Annotated in this window: 20 protein-coding genes; 4 read left to right on the plus strand and 16 right to left on the minus strand. The window is 52.4% G+C overall.

Features of this window, described 5'->3' with window-relative positions; all coding sequences use genetic code 11:
* Positions 1-72: 72 nt before the first annotated feature.
* The 10 genes from gndA to EKM97_RS02055 form a co-directional block, all read right to left on the minus strand.
* Complete coding sequence (gene gndA / locus EKM97_RS02010) at positions 73-1,491, minus strand: NADP-dependent phosphogluconate dehydrogenase (RefSeq protein ID WP_125570605.1); 1,419 nt, start codon at positions 1,489-1,491, stop codon at positions 73-75.
* Positions 1,492-1,615: 124 nt separating this feature from the next.
* The gene (locus tag EKM97_RS02015; protein ID WP_125570606.1) at positions 1,616-2,176 is read right to left on the minus strand and encodes a YceD family protein; all 561 of its coding nucleotides are present in this window, start codon (positions 2,174-2,176) and stop codon (positions 1,616-1,618) included.
* The gene (locus tag EKM97_RS02020; protein ID WP_125570607.1) at positions 2,170-3,318 is read right to left on the minus strand and encodes a nucleotidyltransferase; all 1,149 of its coding nucleotides are present in this window, start codon (positions 3,316-3,318) and stop codon (positions 2,170-2,172) included. Before EKM97_RS02020 ends, EKM97_RS02015 begins: the two co-directional genes overlap by 7 nt.
* A 26-nt stretch (positions 3,319-3,344) precedes the next feature.
* Positions 3,345-4,082: a class I SAM-dependent DNA methyltransferase gene (locus EKM97_RS02025; protein WP_125570608.1), complete on the minus strand. Its 738-nt coding sequence runs from the start codon at positions 4,080-4,082 to the stop codon at positions 3,345-3,347.
* Complete coding sequence (gene rsfS / locus EKM97_RS02030) at positions 4,079-4,441, minus strand: ribosome silencing factor (protein WP_125570609.1); 363 nt, start codon at positions 4,439-4,441, stop codon at positions 4,079-4,081. Before rsfS ends, EKM97_RS02025 begins: the two co-directional genes overlap by 4 nt.
* 70 nt (positions 4,442-4,511) lie before the next feature.
* On the minus strand, positions 4,512-5,117 hold the full coding sequence (gene yqeK, locus EKM97_RS02035; RefSeq protein ID WP_125570610.1) for a bis(5'-nucleosyl)-tetraphosphatase (symmetrical) YqeK: 606 nt from the start codon (positions 5,115-5,117) through the stop codon (positions 4,512-4,514).
* The gene (locus tag EKM97_RS02040) at positions 5,110-5,757 is read right to left on the minus strand and encodes a nicotinate-nucleotide adenylyltransferase (RefSeq protein WP_125570611.1); all 648 of its coding nucleotides are present in this window, start codon (positions 5,755-5,757) and stop codon (positions 5,110-5,112) included. Before EKM97_RS02040 ends, yqeK begins: the two co-directional genes overlap by 8 nt.
* 1 nt (position 5,758) lies before the next feature.
* Positions 5,759-6,076, minus strand: coding sequence for a YhbY family RNA-binding protein (locus EKM97_RS02045; protein WP_125570612.1), 318 nt, complete (start codon positions 6,074-6,076; stop codon positions 5,759-5,761).
* A gap of 80 nt (positions 6,077-6,156) precedes the next feature.
* Positions 6,157-7,278: a ribosome biogenesis GTPase YqeH gene (gene yqeH, locus EKM97_RS02050; protein WP_125570613.1), complete on the minus strand. Its 1,122-nt coding sequence runs from the start codon at positions 7,276-7,278 to the stop codon at positions 6,157-6,159.
* The gene (locus EKM97_RS02055; protein WP_125570614.1) at positions 7,265-7,795 is read right to left on the minus strand and encodes a YqeG family HAD IIIA-type phosphatase; all 531 of its coding nucleotides are present in this window, start codon (positions 7,793-7,795) and stop codon (positions 7,265-7,267) included. The genes yqeH and EKM97_RS02055 overlap by 14 nt, the downstream gene beginning before the upstream one ends.
* A gap of 222 nt (positions 7,796-8,017) precedes the next feature.
* On the opposite strand from EKM97_RS02055, the gene EKM97_RS02060 reads away from it, so the two are divergent.
* The 3 genes from EKM97_RS02060 (at position 8,018) to trpX (ending at position 10,940) form a co-directional block, all read left to right on the plus strand.
* Positions 8,018-8,653, plus strand: a complete 636-nt coding sequence (locus EKM97_RS02060) for an HAD family hydrolase (RefSeq protein ID WP_125570615.1) — start codon at positions 8,018-8,020, stop codon at positions 8,651-8,653.
* Between the two features lie 9 nt (positions 8,654-8,662).
* On the plus strand, positions 8,663-9,616 hold the full coding sequence (locus EKM97_RS02065; RefSeq protein WP_125570616.1) for an NADP-dependent oxidoreductase: 954 nt from the start codon (positions 8,663-8,665) through the stop codon (positions 9,614-9,616).
* A 322-nt stretch (positions 9,617-9,938) separates the two neighbouring features.
* The gene (gene trpX, locus EKM97_RS02070; protein WP_125570617.1) at positions 9,939-10,940 is read left to right on the plus strand and encodes a tryptophan ABC transporter substrate-binding protein; all 1,002 of its coding nucleotides are present in this window, start codon (positions 9,939-9,941) and stop codon (positions 10,938-10,940) included.
* A 403-nt stretch (positions 10,941-11,343) separates the two neighbouring features.
* Here trpX and EKM97_RS02075 read toward each other — a convergent pair whose 3' ends face one another.
* Positions 11,344-13,047, minus strand: a complete 1,704-nt coding sequence (locus EKM97_RS02075) for a M3 family oligoendopeptidase (protein WP_125570618.1) — start codon at positions 13,045-13,047, stop codon at positions 11,344-11,346.
* Positions 13,048-13,105: 58 nt separating this feature from the next.
* Positions 13,106-13,936 carry a DNA/RNA non-specific endonuclease gene (locus EKM97_RS02080; RefSeq protein ID WP_125570619.1) on the minus strand — a complete coding sequence of 277 codons (831 nt, stop codon included), beginning with the start codon at positions 13,934-13,936 and terminating at the stop codon, positions 13,106-13,108.
* 189 nt (positions 13,937-14,125) lie between these two features.
* Between EKM97_RS02080 and EKM97_RS02085 the strand changes: the two genes are divergently transcribed.
* Positions 14,126-15,307, plus strand: a complete 1,182-nt coding sequence (locus EKM97_RS02085; RefSeq protein ID WP_125570620.1) for an MFS transporter — start codon at positions 14,126-14,128, stop codon at positions 15,305-15,307.
* Positions 15,308-16,258: 951 nt separating this feature from the next.
* Here EKM97_RS02085 and rplT read toward each other — a convergent pair.
* The 4 genes from rplT to EKM97_RS02105 all read right to left on the minus strand — a co-directional run bounded on the left by rplT (position 16,259) and on the right by EKM97_RS02105 (position 18,494).
* Positions 16,259-16,615, minus strand: coding sequence for a 50S ribosomal protein L20 (gene rplT, locus EKM97_RS02090; protein ID WP_125570621.1), 357 nt, complete (start codon positions 16,613-16,615; stop codon positions 16,259-16,261).
* A 74-nt stretch (positions 16,616-16,689) separates the two neighbouring features.
* Positions 16,690-16,890 carry a 50S ribosomal protein L35 gene (rpmI, locus tag EKM97_RS02095; RefSeq protein WP_054679784.1) on the minus strand — a complete coding sequence of 67 codons (201 nt, stop codon included), beginning with the start codon at positions 16,888-16,890 and terminating at the stop codon, positions 16,690-16,692.
* A 58-nt stretch (positions 16,891-16,948) separates the two neighbouring features.
* Positions 16,949-17,476 (minus strand): translation initiation factor IF-3, encoded by a 528-nt coding sequence (gene infC / locus EKM97_RS02100; RefSeq protein WP_125570622.1) that lies wholly within the window; start codon positions 17,474-17,476, stop codon positions 16,949-16,951.
* A gap of 187 nt (positions 17,477-17,663) precedes the next feature.
* A complete protein-coding gene (locus EKM97_RS02105) occupies positions 17,664-18,494 on the minus strand; it encodes a YitT family protein (protein ID WP_125570623.1) in 831 nt (276 codons plus the stop codon).
* Positions 18,495-18,679: the final 185 nt, after the last annotated feature.

The following is an 18,679-nucleotide window of genomic DNA, read 5'->3' on the forward strand; positions in this document are numbered from 1 at the left end:
AAAAAAGCAGCGGTTCAATTTTCCGACAATGGAAAATTGAACCGCTGCTTTATTTTGCATCATTGAAAATGCTTATTGTTCTTCGTACCAGGTGTAGTGGAAGGTCCCTTCGCGGTCAGTCCGCTGGTAGGTGTGAGCACCGAAGTAGTCACGCTGCGCCTGAATCAGGTTAGCAGGGAGCACTTCACTACGGTAGCTATCGTAGTAAGAGATAGCACCGGAGAAACCAGGCACTGGCACACCAGCCTTAACGGCAAGCGCTACGAGGTCACGAACAGCTTCCTGGTAGTTGCGGGCGATGTCCTTGAAGTAGTCATCCAGCAGCAGGTTGGACAGTTCTGGGTTCTTCTCGAAGGCATCCGTGATGTTCTGGAGGAACTTAGCACGAATGATGCAACCTTCACGCCAGATTTTGGCAAGTTCGCCGTACTGGAGGTTCCAGTCGTAGTGTTCGGAAGCCACACGCATCTGTTCGAAGCCCTGAGCATAGCTCATCAGCTTGCTGAAGTAGAGCGCCTTGCGAATCATTTCGATGACTTCCTTCTTGTCGAAGTCAACCTTACCAACCGGCTTAGGCAACACCTTGCTTGCGGCGACACGTTCGTCCTTCATTGCGGAGATGTAACGTGCGTAAACAGATTCGGTAATGACGGACTGCGGAACACCAAGTTCCAGAGCAGACTGAGAACTCCACTTACCGGTCCCCTTGTTACCAGCGGCATCCAGAATCATGTCAACCATTGGCTTGCCAGAACCAAGATCGTCCTTGCGGGTCAAAATGTCGGCGGTAATGTCGATCAGGTAAGAGCTCAGTTCGCCCTGCTTCCAGTCGTTGAAGATGTCGGCAATTTCGTCAACGGACAGGCCAACGAGGTTCCGCAACAGGTTGTAACTTTCGGAGATAAGTTCCATGTCCCCGTATTCAATCCCGTTGTGGACCATCTTAACGTAGTGACCTGCACCGTTAGGTCCGATGTAGGTAACACAAGGTTCGCCGTCTTCAGCCTTGGCCGCCATCTGCTTGAGAATTGGAGCAACCAGGTCGTAAGCTTCCTTCTGGCCACCAGGCATCATGGAAGGACCCTGAAGGGCACCCAGTTCACCACCGGAAACACCCATACCGATGAAGTTGATACCGGACTTGTCCAGTTCAGCGTTGCGGCGCATGGTGTCTTCGAAGAAGGTGTTCCCACCATCAATGAGCACATCCCCCTTGTCCAGGAGTGGCAGCAACTGCGCAATAACCGCATCCGTGCCGGCACCAGCCTTGACCATCATGATGATGCGGCGTGGCTTTTCAAGGGAGGCAACAAAGTCCTCAATCTTGTAGCTGGCAACGAGCTTCTTGTCGCTGTGCTCTTCCATCACCTTTTCGGTCTTAGAACCGGTCCGGTTGAAGATGGCAACGGTGTAACCGCGGCTTTCAATGTTCAGGGCGAGGTTCTTGCCCATGACAGCCATCCCGATAACACCAATTTGTGGTTTATCCATTCTGTAAAACCCTCCGTCAATATTTTGTTCTTATTGTTCGTAAAAACACAATGCGGCACTGCCTAAAGCGGTGCTTAACAAGTTAATACTATGCAAAATTCAGGCATAATTCAACCGGCAAGCCTTACTTCTTGTCCCCCGTCGAATCATCGTCATCCCCGAACATGCCCTTGAGTCCAGCAAACGGATTGTCCGCCCGTTCTTCTGGTGGGAGCGGCTTGGCCTCTTCCTCCGTAATCAGCGACCAGTCATCTCCGCTGGGCAGGGTCTGCGCATTGCGTTCTTCCGGGCTCAGCACCCGCAATGGCAGTGCCAGGAGTAAGTTGTCCTTCACTGCTGGCAGCAAATCGAGCCACTCACTTTTAAGCGGAATGAGCAGTTCATCATCTTCGTATTCCTCCGCGTGGTCCGGTGCACCCAAGTAGATTTCGGCAAAGTCGAAGTCAATTGGGACCTCAACTGGTACCAGGCTGCGCGTTGATGGCAAGGTCACTTGCGCGGTCAACTTGGCGTGCACGGCGAAGTCACCGCGAACGTACAAAATCGTCCCCTGCGCGCGCACCCGACTCATGTCGATGATGTCGGGGTTGCGTTCCATGAGTTCCTTTTTGATGTCAACCGTTTCGTCGAACTCAAGCGGATGGTGCGCGTACTGTTTAAGTGTATTGATTGACCAATTCAGCATTCATTATCCTCCATGAGCGGTCGACGCCCGTAATTCTGACGACCACCGCCCAGCATTTCGATGAGGCTATCAGCGCGCTGCGTTAAGGCCAGCACACCGTCCTCTTTAATCATGTCTTGACTCACCCGCGTCACAATCGGCAGGCGCGCATCCTTTTTGACCGCATGCAGCAACTGACGACCACGAGCGTTAAACCCGAGGACGTGCGTAACCGGACGCCAGCGAGCATTCAGGACCTCACCATTACGCAGATTTAACAGCACGTTGAGGCTCAAGCGCCGCAAACGTGCATAGGTGTAACGCTTGGACTTGACCTGCTTCAGGAAGTCAGCAAAATTTCCCGCGGCGGCCGCTCCGCGGAGCCGGTACTCCAAGCCTTCACTCATCTGGTCGATTTGGCGCAACTCATCCAGTCCAGCTGTCCGCAAACGGTACTGCAAAAGCGGCCACAACTGCTCCCAAGAGTAATTGGGCCGGTTTTGCAACAAATCTGCAGTGCGCCGTGGTACAGCGCTGGGAGTTTCGCCGTTACGGACTTGCTGACGAATCGCGCTACCACTACTAAACGCCACGCTACCCGTACTAGAATCGTGCGCCGCGCCCAAACGGTTCAGCGGCAGTAAACGCATATCAGGTGATAAACTGGCGACCGCCTGCGCGTAGGCGAGCCCAAGCATGGCGTTTGGCGCGGTAATTTTTCCTAAACCTAGTTGTGCGTAAAAGCTCGCCAGCTGACTAGCATAAGTTTGCGTATAGTCCGTGAAATTGCCACGACCATAACGCTCTTCAGCCAGTTGCTTGACCGCAATTCCGGCATAGTCTAGCTGGGGCATCTCGGTCCCAAAGGCCAGAGTGCTAACGCCCAGGCTCGCTAGCTGCTGCACCCCGCCCTGTGCAAATTCGCGTGCGGACTGTACGGCCGCACTCAGGGGCAATTCAATGACCAGGTCCGCTCCGGCAGCAAGTACCAGCTCAGTGCGTGCCCACTTGTCCAAAATGGCCGGCTCCCCGCGTTGCACAAAGTTGCCGGCCATGACGATGACCAGCGCGTCGGCACCGCTCAGTTTGCGTGCTTGCTGCATCGCGTAGACATGGCCGTTATGCAGCGGATTAAACTCGGTAATCATGCCCACAGCGTTCATCGTCATTCCCCCGCTTGCACCGCCGACTACTTTTTAACCGCCGTAAAGAACCAGCGCGTGCTGTCAGCCTGCACATCGCTTTGCCCAAAATCTGCGGAGACCTTGACGTCGGTGAAGCCGCAATCTTCCAGCGCAGCCACGAAGTCCGTGATTGGGTACGTCCGCTCCTTGTGCTGTTCGATCAATGGCTTGTATGCATCAATGTCTTCATTATAGATGAAGAAGGTCAAATCATGCTCAGCGGAATGCGGCTGCTCACCCTCGTAGCTACTCCAGAGAAAGGCGTAATCTTCAGTCTGGTAGTTGTACATATAACCAGGGAAAACTTCGTCCATCTGGTAAAGCGAGTGTGCGTCAAACATGAATTGGCCGCCTTGCTTCAGATTCGCCGCCACTTCGGTAAACACGGCCCGCACATCGTCAAGATTGCTCATGTAGCAAATCGAGTCGTCAAAGCAGGTCACGACGTCAAACTGATCAATGACCCCAAAATCACGCATGTCTGCCTGAATCATCGGCAAGGACAAGTTCGCTGCCGTTAACTTGTTCATGGCCAGCGACAACATTTCAGCACTCAAATCGAGCAAGGTCACATCGTAGCCCGCCTGCGCCAACTTTACGGCCAGCGAACCAGAGCCGCCGGCCAGTTCTAGCAACTTAGTACCTTTGGGCTGCACCCGTTCGGTCACAAAATGCGCCCAGTCGTCATAGAGGTCCTGATCCATCAGGGTGTCGTAGACTTGCGCAAAGGTTGAGTAAATCATTCGGCAACGTACCCACTAACATCAACCAGCGGTGCATCCTGCCAGAACTGTTCGAGGTTGTAGTTGGCGCGTTCTTCCGGTGTGAAGACGTGCACAACAACGTCCGTGAGGTCCATCAGAATCCACTTGGAACCCTTCTTACCTTCGATGGATTTCACCGTGCCGCCAGCTTCTTCGAGCTTGTCTTCGATGTTATCAACAATCGCCTGCACCTGGCGTTCTGAACCACCGTTGGCAATCACAAAGTAGTCCGCGAGTAAACTCACGTTCTGCATGTCCAGTGCGACGATGTCCTCAGCACGCTTTTCATCAGCGGCGCGTACGGCGATTTCCAAAATTTCTTTGCTGCTTAAAGCCATTAATATTTCTCCTTTAATTGAGTACGCGACCACAAGTCCAGCTTGCAGTCGCATCCCCTGTCAATGTTGCTTACTTGGTTTTGCGCGCAACGAGCGCGTTGTAGGTTGCCAGCGTGAGCGGGTGAATCCGTGCGCCCTTGCTGACTAAAAAGCTCAATGTGGACTGTAATTCCACCAGACAAGCCGCGGTCAAACTCTTCTTGGCCACGTGGCGTGCCTTTTTCTCGACGTCTAGTTCCCGCGCCGGCTCAATGAAGTCCGCGAGGAAAACAACCATATCCAGCTTAGTCATTTCCGGGTCGCCGGTGGTGTGCCGCCGGATGGCCTGCAGGACGGCTGGGTCACTCACGCCGGTTTCGGCCTGCAGAAACCAGACCCCGACCATGCCGTGCCACACGCCACGGTTGTACTGTAGCAACTCAGTGCCGAGCCCCTGCACCTTGATGACCCGCTCAAAATCAGCCGGTGCCACCTGCTTGGCGTAATCATGCAAAAGTCCGGCCAACCCCGCCTGATCCACATCCACACCGTACTGCGCAGCAAGCTCACGGCTGGTTTGCTCCACACGCACGCAATGGTCAAAGCGTGCGTCATCCAGGCGCTGATGCATGAGCGCCAGTAATTGCGTCCGGGTATGACCCCCGGTCATGTTTAAGGGATATTCATAATCATTCACGGTATAGGCCTTCTTTCTTGATGTACGCGGCCACCGCATCGGGCACCAAGTAACGAATGCTTTCATCATTAGCCACCCGCTGGCGAATGCCCGTGGAATTAATCTCCAGTAGCGGCGCGTCCACCCACACAACGGGGTACTGGCTGCTTGGGGCGTAACCAGGCCGCTTAACGCCAACGAAAGTAACGAGTTTGCTTAGTTCGTCAATGCGGTGCCACTTCGGCAAGTAGTTCACCATATCCGCACCAATGATGAAATAGTAATCCGTGTCCGGATGCTTCTTTTTCAGGTAAACCATGGTGTCGTAAGTATAGCTCACACCACCGCGCTCGATTTCACACAGCTCCAGCGCAAAAAGTGGGTTACCACTAATTGCAGCTGCGAGCATTTCCACCCGGTATTTGGCCGGTACCGCCTTTTTCGCATCCACATGTGGCGGCTGCGCATCAGGCATGAAATAGACTTTTTCGAGGCCCAACTGGGTGCCTACCTGATCGGCCATCACGAGGTGGCCAGTATGCACAGGATTAAACGTTCCCCCGTACAAACCGACCTGCCGGCGGTGGTTCGGCCCCAGTATCTGTTCCCGCAGTTCAGTTGAGAGCACCGGGTGCTTCAGGCTCACTGTCCGCGTGTCCATTTTACTTTGCCAAAGCCGCTACCTGCTTGGACAGCTTCTGCTTGTCCTCCTTGGTAGAAGGCATGTAAACCACGAGGCTACGGCCAATTGTCTGGGCGACTTCCAGTTCCGGAATTTCAGCGTGCAAGTACGCGCCCACCTCCTTGGGCGTCTCCGCAGCTGCTGGCAGCAACGCGATTTTGATCATTTCGCGCGCATCGAGGGCGTCATAAACCCCCTGCACAAAATTGTGGGTCAGGCCGCCCTTGCCCAAGTTGATGAGGGCACGCTGCGTCATGGCTTTGCTGCGCAGCAAGCGCTTTTGTTTACCGCTTAACATGTTTATTTCTCCTTAATTGCTAATCCAAAGTTATTCATTTCACTTGACCTGCTGACGTGAGGCACGACCAAAAAATGGTCCTAAATCATCGCCGGCCGCATGGCCACATCCACACCCTTAGGCGCGTACGCTGCGACCACAGCGCCAGCCGGCACGTTAATCCAACCCAGGCCAGCAAAGACAATGTCAGAATCTTCTTGCGGGGTGAATTCAACCCGCACCAATTCCGGAAAGTCCGCCAAAGTGTCCTGGCGTGGTGGCTGCAGCACATCGCCCTTCTGCCGGTCGTAAAAGTCGTCCGCGTTCTCCAACTTCGTGCGGTGAATCAGTAGCTGGTTATCCGCGTAGATTGTGAAGCCCGCCTTGGGTCCGCGCACGTAGTCAAATCGTGCCAAGCCCGCCAGGAACAAGGTCTGCTGGTCGTGGAGTTGGTAGGTCTTCGGCCGAATCACCTTCGTTGGTGAGACAAGCCGCAGGTCCTTGGCATCCAGGTAATGGGCCATTTGGTTACGGTGGATAATCCCTGGCGTGTCGATAAGCCCGGCGCCATCATCCAATTCCAGGCGAATCCGGTCGAGCGTGGTCCCTGGGAAACGCGAAGTGGTAATCAAATCACTGACACCCATCGTCTGTTTCAAAATGGCGTTAATCAGTGTCGACTTGCCCGTGTTGGTTACCCCAACAAAGTACACGTCCCGGCCGTTGCGATACTTCTCGATTTTGCTGAGCAGCATCTCCACATCGTCCGCATTCTTGGCACTCATCAGCACCGTTTCGACCGGCTGTAAACCAGCCGCGTGTGCTTGACGGCTAAGCCAATCGCGCAGTCGCGGTCGCTTCAGTGACTTGGGCAGCACATCAGCTTTATTACCAACAAGCAAGATTGGGTTTTTGCCGACGAAGCGGTGCAGACCCGGAATCAGACTGCCGTTAAAGTCAAAAATATCAATGACGTTCACGATCAAAGCGTCGGTCTGGCCGAGCAGATTAAGCAGGCGCAAAAAGTCATCATCAGTTAAGCCGACAGGCTGAATCTCGTTATAGTGGCGCAAACGGAAGCAGCGCTGGCAATACGCCTCGCTCTCACCGTCCGCCGCTTTTTTCAGACTCCCAGCTGGCAGGTATCCTGCCGCCGTCTTATCTTCAGTCTGTAATTTTGCCCCGCACCCGATACAGTAGAGCGCGTTATCAATTTCCGTCATCAATGTCCTCCAAATAGTGATAAGTTCCCTTGCGTTTCATGTTGCGCTTGATAAAACCCTCAAAGAAGCGGTTCGGCAGTGTGTTCCACTGGTCGGTTTCAATGAGTGGCTGTACCAACACGGTCCGTACCCCAGCCAGGTTCCCAGCGATGACATCCGTCAGTAGCTGATCCCCCACCATGATACAGGCTTTTTTCGGCAGTTTGAGTTCCCGCACCGCCCGGTCAATTCCCACGGCCAGTGGCTTCAGCGCACGGGCAGTAAACGGCACGTCAAAACCCGCAACCGCCTTGGCAACCCGTTTGTGATTGTTATTTGAAACAACCATCACCGTAATACCAGCGGTATGCATTTCTGCCAACCATTCACGCAACTGCTCGGTACCGTTGGGGTTATTCCATGCAATTAATGTATTATCTAAGTCCGTCAGTACGGCCTGGATTCCCAGCCGTTTCAGTGTTGCCGGACGAATATTGTAGATGGCCTTGACCATCCACTTTGGTGTGACAAGTGCCAATATGGCGCCTCCTAGCGTGTAGTTATCCCACTAATTATAAAGGAGATTGGCTCCACTTTCCACACCTGTAGCGCGGAAGTCGCGTTCGTTATTTTGCACGGATTACCTTAGACAGTGCTTGAACAATTTTCACAAGAAAAGCTGCTTTACCATTGCCGAGTTGCGGGCAAAATTGTATGATTAAGAAAACGGTTACAACCGTTTAGATTGGGAGGTACGCCTATGTTTTCCACAATTTTGTTTGACATCGATGGCACCATCATCGATACAGAAGAAGTCATCATCTCTTCCTTGCAAGAGGCGCTTTCCCAAGTAACAGGCCGCGAATATACCCACGCCGACCTGCGCTACACCCTGGGAATCCCGAGTGCCGAAGCGCTGGATGAGTTGCACTTACCGCATGCGCAGCGCGCTGAGGTGGCCAAGGTTTGGCCAGAGCGATTGGCACTAAAGCAAAAGCAAGTGACCGTGTTCGCCACCATGCGTCGCACTCTCGCCCACTTGCAGAGCCGCGGTGTCCGGATGGGGATTATCACCTCCAAGAATGACGTGGAGATGGAAAATGAGTTTAACCGTTTTGGCCTCAATGATTACTTTGACGTCATCATCACGGCCAGTGCCAGCCTCAAACCCAAACCATCTGGCGACCAGATTGTTGCGGCCATGACCGAGTTAAAGGCCAATCCTGATGACACGCTCTACATCGGCGATTCCATCTACGACATGCAAAGCGCGCACGACGCCGGAATTGATTTTGCACTCGCCACCTGGGGCGCCTTCGACCTGAGTCGTTTCCACGGTGCTGAGTACATGCTCACCCGTCCAGAAACATTGCTTGATTTAGCGATTATCGCGTAGGAGGAAATTATGATTCGTTTTGGCTTCAATGAATACGGTGGGCCCGAGGTTTTCCGCGCAATTGAGGCGGAAATTCCGGAACCAAAACCGCAACAGGTCCAGATCAAAGTACTCGCATTCGGTCTCAACGCATACGACATTAAGGTGCGCCAGGGTAAACTCCCCCACGCCGACCAAGCCAAAATGCCGATTGTGCCGGGTACTGAACTTGCAGGGATTGTCACCGCTGTCGGCGCAGAGGTGACGGACATCAAGGTCGGTGACCACGTCATGAATTACCGCCCGCGTGGCGGTTACAGTGAGTACGTGACGGCGAGCGCTAGCAAGGTGGGCGTCATCGCCAACGATGTGCCTCTAACTATTGCCGCCGGCTTCCCGCAAATCGGCGTTGCGGCGTACGCAGCGGCCAAGTTGCTGAACCTCAAGGCAGGCAAAACAATCGCCGTCGAGGGAGCTAGCGGTGGCGTTGGCAGCATCGTGGTCCAAATTGCCAAGTACTATGGCCTGCAAGTAATTGCGCTAGGTAACTCCCGGAACCATGATCTCATGATGCGCCTAGGTGCTGATTTTGTGGGCCATTACGACCACGAGAACGTCGGTGCTAAGTTCGCTGACCAGGCCGATTACGTGCTGAACGCGACGACCAGCGGCAAGGATGACGATGCTGGCTTGTGGATGTTGAAACCGGGTGGCACATACGTTAGTTTGAACGATTTACCGGAAGCGCAGGCCAGCGACCCCAATTTCCACGTTGTCGGCGAGGCTGGTAAGCCGGACGTTGCGGCCGCCTTCGCGTTCCTAAACGAAATGCGGAGTAAGGCTGACCTTTGGCTCAACGTTGCGGACGTGTTCCCAATGACTCTTGCTGGCGTGCGGGAAGCGCAAGTCGAATTGGGCACCCACCACGCCGCGGGCAAGATCATTTGCAGTCGCGAAGAAAATCAGCGCGTTCGCAAAGACTAATTTATTTTTAATTTAGCTATTGACACGCTCATTTTTTACAAATATACTTGGCACATCAATTACGAAGGGAAGACGAATATCATGACCAAGACCAACACATTCCAGCTTAACAATTCTTGGCAGGCCTGGCGCTAGTCGGTCGTATTCGTAAGGTGCGAATGCGATCTGGCAAACAGTTCGTATTCGCGCCGGCTTCTTCCACATTGGAGTCTGCGCGCTTATAGACGCGACAGGTTCCGGCAAGCTCTCCATGGCAAACCGACCAGTCGGTTTGCCATTTTTTATTGCCAAATCACGATTTGAAAATGAGGAGAGTTTAGTTATGAAGAAGATGTACGCAGTTATTGCCGCCCTAATTGTCATTATTGCCGGGGCCTTTGTATTCGGACAGAATAAACACACGAGCACTGCAAAAACAAAAACCGTTACTGTCGGCATTCTGCAGACTATGAAGCACCCTGCGCTTGACCAAATCAACAAAGGCGTGATCAAGGGCCTCGCCGAGGGCGGCTACAAGGTTGGCAAAAACCTCAAGATTAAGCAGCAAAATGCTGAAGCCGACCAGAGCAACTTGAAGAGTATGAGCGAGAAATTCATTTCTGACGGCGACGACTTGACCGTCGGAATTGCAACCCCTGCCGCAATGTCACTCGCCAGTGCCGCCAACGGCAAAACCCCAGTTATTCTTGCCGGTATCACCGACCCCGCAGGTAGTGGCATCATTAAGTCCGAAAAAAAGCCGGGCGCTAACATTACGGGGACCTCAGGTGAAGCTCCACTGCCAATGGATTTGAAGGTGGTCAAGGCCATCAAGCCAAATGCAAAACAAATCGGGATTATCTACAGTCCAAGCGATCACGGCGGCACATACAACGCCAAGAAGTTCGCAAAGTTGGCTGAAGCAGACGGCCAGAAGGTTAAGCTTTACACCATCAGCAACACCAATGACGTTGAGCAAGTCGCCCAGCAAATGGTCAGTGAATGTGATGTTGTCTACGCTCCTCAAGATAACCTTGTTGCTAGTTCCATGAAGACCCTGGTTGGCGTTGCCAACGGCGCGAAGGTGCCAGTTATCCCTGCTGCCGACACCATGGTTAAAGACGGCGGCATCGCTGCTTACGCCATCAGTCAGTTTGAGCTCGGCCGCGTTGCCGGCAAAATGGCCGCAAACGTCCTCAAGGGCAAGAAGACCGCTAACTACGCTGTTCAGCACGTGACTCATGGTGTATACGTCATTAACACTACCGAAGCCAAGAAACTCGGCATTACCCTCCCTGCTAAAATTGTGAAGGCGGCTAAGACTTCCGGCGAAGTCTTCAAGTAGCGTTGCTGTTCGTTAGCGTAAGTATCGACCACAGGTCGGGTCTGGGGCGGATCAGCTTCGCGAACAGGGACTCCGTTAGCGGGGACCGTTCCAGCCGGCCCTACGGTGTCCGTCTCACTAGGCGCTAAAGCGCGAGGTCGACTGGCTCCGCCGTCTTCCACTGGAAATTTTGACACAAGATCGGTGTCAAAATTCCGCTCCCAACAAAATAGGCTGTGTACCCTCGACAAAAATCATGTCGAGAATACACAGCCTATTTTATATTCGCTAACTCCGGCCCCGCCGCGTCGCCCTAAAGCGCAGAATCCAAGCGCACCCGCACCGGAGTTGCCCACTCACGCCTTGCAGCGGTATGAAAACGGCTTAAAGTGCAGGGCACGGACACTTACGCTGACGGACATCGTTACCGGTCAAGTGCCTGATCATCGACGGCATCAAGTGCGCTACCGATTGCAGTCAGTGTGTCATCGAGTGCACCCGGCTCAAACGGTGAGCGCATGTGCCCAGTTTTCAGCAACTCAAGTAGAGTCTGACTACCGCCAGCTTTTGCCATCCGCAAGTAATCGGCCCATGCAGTTTCGTCATGGTCGACATCGAATCGCTTCCAGAATTGGTAAGCCACAACCTGCGCAATCGTGTAATCCAGGTAGTAGAAAGGCACTTCAAAAATGTGTGCTTGCCGCATCCAGTAAATGCCGCGGTCAAGATCAGCATTTTCACTGTAATCTTTGTCTGGATTGTACTGTTTCTCCAGCCGCCGCCAGCATGCCTTGCGTTCATCCGGCGTCCAATCTGGGTGTGTGTAGACCTCATGCTGGAAGTGATCGACCAAAATCCCGTACGGCAAAAATTCGAGTGCCGACTGCAGATGCGCGTACAAATACTTATCTGTATCTTCCTTGAAGAAATTCTTCATCCACGGGTAAGCAATGAACTCCATGCTCATCGAGAAAATTTCAGCCGCTTCGTTGGTTGGAAAGACCGCATCACCAGGTTTAATCCAGCTTGCCATCGTCGTCTGGAAGGCATGCCCCGCTTCGTGTGTGAGCACATCCACATCTCCGCTCGTCCCGTTGAAGTTCGCAAAAATAAACGGCGACCTGATGCTAGGAATGAATTCAGCATACCCACCAGTTTGCTTGCCCCTCTTCGCGAGCAAATCCAACAAGTTGCTGTCAATCATGTGGTCAAAGAATGGTCCCGTCTCAGCAGACAGCTCATGATACATTTGCTGCGCCGTTGCGACGAGTTCATCTGCGGTCCCTTTTGGCGTTGCGTTACCCGTCTTGAACTGCACATTCAAGTCATAATAGGCGAGTTTGTCCAAGCCCAGACGGCGGGCCTGCTTCTGGCGCTGTTTAAGTACCAGTGGCACCACTTTTTGCTGAATTTCGGCACGGTAATTAGCCACCATTTTTTCATCGTAGCCAAAGCGGTCCATGAAGACGTAAGACATCTCGGAAAAGTCTGCAAAGCCCAGCTGGTGCGCTATCTGTGTGCGGACCTTGACCATCTCATCATAGATTTTGTCGATTTCTGCTTCGTGATCAGCGTAAAATCCCCAATAAGCCTCACTTGCTGCACGGCGCGTGTCGCGATCAGCTGAAGACATACTGGTACCCAACTGGGCTAGTGTGTATGTCCCACCAGCAAATGGCACCTGCGCCTCCGCAATTAAACGACCGTACTGACTAATGAGTTGATTATCGCGTTGCCGCAGTTCAATCACGCTCGGGTCATTGACGCGCAGCTGATTCTTAGCGGCCGCAATCCACGGTGCTGGGAACAATTCCCCCAGCGCCTTCTGAAATGGGCTTTGCACGACGGCACTTAGGAACAGCGTGTCGGCGTCAGCATACTGCGGTTCGTACTCATTCCAATAATCGTCCTCAGCCGCGTAGAAGGCGTCGTTAACATCGATGCTATGCCGAATCGACGCAATCATGGCTTGGGATTGCGCGGCGTTGAAAAGATCCAGCATTTTGCCCGCAGCGGTGACTGCCGCCTGCGCATCTTCGGCCGCCCGCAACTGCGTCGACCAACGGGTCATTTGCGTTTTGTACGCCGAGAATTCAGGGCGCTCGTATTGCACTTTCTTAAAGTCCATATTAAAACCTCCTGATAATTACACTCATTATCGGTCGTTTGCAGCGAGATTGAAAGAGCTAATTCTCTAAATCGGATTCATCAACGTGCATACCACTAGCCCGTGAACTGCTGCCGTTTGCATAATTAAATTGATAACCAGGCTGCACATTGAAAATATAAACGTTAAAATTCACACTTGAGTCAGTGGCGAGGCCCTGCAGCCAATAACCACGTGGCATCAGTTCATCGCCGCGAAAGACCGTGGTTACCTGATAAATCATTTTTTTGCCACTTGCTAATGCGCTGCGCACCTTACCTTCGTAAATCTGCATCAACACTTGGTTCGAATAAGCAGATTGTGTCCCCAGATTCTTGGGATTATCCGATGAGCCTTCCGTGCCTTGCTCGTATTGGCCATCCTGATTAATGTTGAAGGTCAAGGTATATGCAATGAGGTGTCCCCGATTGTAGATATCCACGCTGCCGTGATTATAATGCCAGCCTGTGGGCGTCCAATCCTGGCTCGGGCGCCCATCGCTTTTGCCCAGATTCTTGCGCGACAAATAGGCGGTGTCCGTCGTTGTGCGATTCAAATGATCCAAGTTGCCGTAATCGATCCGCTCAGTTTTCCAAGCGGCGGTGCTTAGCGTACTCTTGCCGTTATTCACTTGCACAATGGGCTTGTCCCCACTGGCAAAATTCAGCTTTGCTAGTGCCGCGTATGCCTTTTTATCCAGTTGATTGTCGCTGGTGGTCTGCGCACTAATCTGCACGCCTTCTTGCGGGTGCACCCATTCATCCAAATAGCCGCCACGATAAAGATAAAGTGCGGCGGCAAAAATGATGGCAATAATCCCGCCAAGTTGCGTCCCGTACCTTTTGTTCGTCTTGCGCCGCTTCTTTGCCATTGCTTCGTCCCCACTTCTCAGAATAATTTTAGTGTAGCGCATTTGAATTAAGCAAACTAGTGTTCTGTATTGATAACGGACGTTTTTTGGATTTAGTCCACCCTGACTTTGAAGCGCCCTACTGCCATTCAGATGGCAAAATGCTACACTGAGTAAATCGGCACAAATTCGTAGAGGAGGTTTGACGTCTTGTCCAAAACCACAAAACGTGCAATTTTCATTCTGGTATTTAGCGAGTTCTTAGTTTGCCTCGGTATGAGCCTCATTTTCCCAGTGATGCCTTTCCTGAAAAACGAGCTCCATCTTTCCGCTACCGACATGGGCATCATGAGCTCGCTGTTCGCGTTCGCACAATTCGTTTCCTCTCCTATTATTGGGCACATGTCCGACAAAATCGGACGGCGACCCGTACTGATTGTGGGCTTGGGACTCTTTGCCGTCTCAGAACTACTCTTCGCGGTGACGAACTACCTGGTCATGTTTGACATCTCCCGGATCATCGGGGGGATTGCGGCGGGTATGTTCATTCCCACTGCGCAGGCCTTGGCGGCCGACATCACCACGCACAAGCAGCGTGCTCGCGTTATCGGTTTATTATCCGCCTCACTGAGTGGCGGCCTAATTCTGGGCCCAGGTGTTGGTGGCATTCTCGCCGGAATCAGCTACAAAACGCCCTTCTACCTGGCCGCGGTGCTCGGTCTACTCGCAATGCTTGCAACCCTGTTCTTCCTGCCGCACTACAAAGCGCCAACTAAGCAAGCTGCAGCAGCTACCACAACCAGCACGACTGATTGGCGCAAGGTCCTTGGCGGTCCGATGCTCATGCTGTTCCTGCTCATTCTGGTTTCATCGTTTGGCCTGCAAAGTTTCGAAAGTATCTACAGCATTTTTGTGAATGAAGTTTTCGGCTTTAGCCTGGGCGATATTGCGCTTGTTCTCACCCTTAACGGGATTATCTCGCTCATCTTTCAAGTGGTCTTCTTCGACCGGATGGTGCTATTCATGGGCGAAATCAAGTTGACCCGCTACGCCTTCCTTCTCAGTTTCGTTTCAATTGCTTGGATTATGCTGGCGCACACAAAATGGGAAGTCATGGTCGCAACACTAATTGTCTTCACGAGTTTTGACCTGCTGCGGCCAGCCATTACCACCCTGCTGACGAAGCAAGGAACTCAAAATCAGGGTATCATCAACGGCCTCAACCTCTCGCTCACCAGCATTGGCAATATCGTCGGGCCGCTCATGGCGGGATCACTGCTCGACATCAACTACCACATTCCGTACGCTGTAACGGTCGTGATTCTCGCAATCTCCTGGATTCTCACGTACACGGTTAAATTAGGTCGCCCTCGTGATTACAAACATGCATAATCGTTCAAACGCCCCGACATCGTTGGGGCGTTTTTGCTTGTCGCTGTCCGTCAGCGTAAGTTTGTGCCCGCAAGGGTGCGCTCTATACTTTAAGCTGTTTTCATACCGCCGCAAGGCGGTGGGTCGGCAACTCCGGTGGTGGTGCGCTCGGGCTACGCTCCGGGAACTACGTCGGGCGGGGACCGTTCGAGCCTAAAGTCTCTCACTGGCAGAGTCGCCGCAAAAAGCGGCGTCAACTCTGCACTCCCGAGATGATTGGGTGAAGCCACGACGGCAAATACGGCCGTCCTGTCTTCACCCAATCATCTTTTCGCCCTACTCCGTTCCCTGCGCTTCGCCCAAGCACACCACCACCTCCGTGGCCGACACGTTACTCAGTGGGGGCAGTGCCATTAACAATCTTGCGGCAGTTCCGAGTCATATTGACGCCTGGATGAGATTGATGCTTCGCTAATAGGAGGCGTCGATCTGTTGTCACTGTGTTTGTCGAATCGTTGATGTGTCACACTGTACTAGGGTATGAAATCTTCGACTCAACGTCGCCAGAAAATATCACCATCAAAGTATCGTGAACGAACTTAGGGCCTGGGGTGGATTAGCGTAGCGGGCAGGGACGGAGTTAGCGAAAATAAAATTGGTGGTGTATTCCCGACATGATTTTCGTCGGGGGTACACCGCCTATTTTATCGGGAGCGGGATATTGACGCTGGGCTTGCGGCAATATCCCCAGTGGAAGACGGCGCAGCCGGCTGAAACGGTCCCCGCTAACGGAGTTCCTGCCCGCGAAGCTAATCCGCCCCGGGCCCGACCTTCGGTCGATTTTCAAAGAAATCATCCTTGCGGATGGAATTTTCAACACTCACGCTGACGAACAGCGTTACGCAAAAAAACACCTCTGACCAAACGCTCAAGAGCGTATGGTCAGAGGTGCTTTCAGATGGTAAACACGACTTAAGCGTTTGCCTTCTTCGCTGTTTCTGCGAGTGCTGTGAATGCAGCAGCATCGTTAACGGCGAGGTCTGCGAGCATCTTACGGTTCATGTCGATGCCGGCAACCTTCAGACCGTGCATCAGCTTGCTGTAGGAAATGTCGTTAAGACGTGCAGCAGCGTTGATACGGGTGATCCAAAGAGAACGGTATTCGCGCTTCTTAGCACGACGGTCCCGGAAAGCGTAACGGTAAGATACCATTACCTGGGTGTTTGCGGACTTGAAGAGACGGTGCTTAGAACCGCGGTAACCCTTGGCGAGCTTCAGAACCTTCTTACGACGTTTGCGAGTAACAATTCCACCCTTAACACGTGGCATAGTAAAAACCTCCTAGATTAGAAAAAACGTACGTGGCTTCATTAATGAAGCCGGAATAGTAATTGCCGCAGCAATTACTTCATGTAGGTGAGCATCTGACGGATACGACGCATATCCGTTGCGTGCACTACACCGGACTTACGAAGCTGACGACGCTGCTTCTTGGTCTTACCGTGGAAACGGTGGGAAGTGTAGGCGTGACCGCGCTTGAGCAGGCCACTAGCAGTCCGCTTGAAACGCTTAGCGGAAGCACGGTGTGTCTTGAACTTAGGCATAATGAATTCCTCCTAAAAATTATCTCCAGATGCATTTACATCTAGCATTTAGTACTGACTAGTTTTCCTTGTCAGCCTTTGGTGCCAGCAGCAAGAACATGCTGCGGCCATCCATCTTTGGTGATGACTCAACGGTTGCGACATCTTTCGTTGCCTCAGCCAACTTGAGCAGCACCTTGCGACCAATTTCCTTATGCGTGATGGCACGCCCGCGGAAGCGGATGGATACCTTAACCTTGGCACCCTTATTCAGGAACTTAACGGCGTTGTTAAGCTTGGTCTGGAAGTCGTTATCCTCAATCGTAGGACTAAGGCGAACTTCCTTGATATTGATGGTTTTCTGTTTCTTCCGAGCATCACGCTGCTTTTTCTGCAGTTCGAAACGGTATTTACCGTAGTCCATGATGCGGGCGACAGGCGGCTTTGCAGTCGGCGCAACGAGGACAACGTCCAAGTTAGCCGCTTCAGCAAGGGCAATGGCGTCTTGCTTGCTCTTAATTCCGAGCTGTTCACCGTCAGCGGCAATCAGCCGAACTTCGCGAGCACGAATACCATCGTTTACCAACATATCTTTTGCTATGGTTATTCACCTCCAGATATTTTCCGAGAAAAAACAAAATGTGGTGGCAGGATGCCATTCAGCATAATCCCACCACCACGAAATATATCCGTACATAATGAGCCTAGAGGTCTAATGACTTGGGCGAGAAGTGGGAACTTCTGCTTTTTCTCAACTTTTATAGCTTACACTGCCGACCGGCCCCCGTCAAGTATTAATTGACGCCGTGCACTTCCGCTACTTCCCCAGCGACGATAATGGCCTGCTTATCTAGTGCGCGAATGACATGCAGTGCGTACTTATAATACTGCTGATCAATGACAACAAGCAACATATCCTGGCCTGCCCCATCATCCGTACCGGACACCAGCATTGTCTCCACATGACTCGCCGGAATCTCGGCCAATTTCCGATTGATTTCACCAAGGCGCTGATGACTGAACACGTGGAGCATCCGCTTGCGATCCAAACCGGTTTGCATGTAGTTCATTGCCACGTTCGTAATCCCCAAAGAGAAAATAGCAAGGATAAATGCTTCGAGTCCTGATACCGGAATGTTCAGCGACGACACCACAACGTCTGTGACGAACAAGCTAGTGGCCGTCTTCACGTTCCAATAACGTTTGAAAATGAGTGGTGGCACCGTTGTTCCCCCACTGGACGCGTCCACAGCGTACAGCATGGTGAAGCCCAAGGCGATTACCACACTACCCACCATCACGGCAAGCGTGCGGTCAGCCACGATTTTAGTCGTAGGAATGAGCGCCATGAGCACCGGAAGCATAAAACTACCATAGACAATGCGCAGTGTTGTTGCCCTAGGAAGTAGAAAAGCGGACAAAATGAGCAAAAGGAGGTTAATGACCAGTGTCGTGATTGCAGTAGGAATTTTGGCGAGTTCGTACACAATGATTGCGAGCCCCGTAGCTCCCCCCGCAGCAACGCCATGCGGCGCAAAGAAAAGGTTGATGCTGAGCGCAATGACGGCAAGTGCCGCTGTAATAAAGCCCAGTTTGAGCCATTGGTTTGACCTGATTTTGTCCATATATTTGTCCTCCGTATGTATAAGAGCGGCATTAATTTCAATATAAGGATAACATGATTTATGTAATGTTGGCAATAAGTGCAGGCTTAAGCTTCCCCAAGTTTTAACAAAATACTCACTTCGTACCACTTTTGCGCAAAAAAATAGACCGGCTCCCCAGCCGATCCCCCCAAGAACTATGAAGC

Origin of the sequence: Lacticaseibacillus songhuajiangensis (genome assembly GCF_003946025.1) — a bacterium.
Taxonomy (GTDB): Bacteria; Bacillota; Bacilli; order Lactobacillales; family Lactobacillaceae; genus Lacticaseibacillus; species Lacticaseibacillus songhuajiangensis.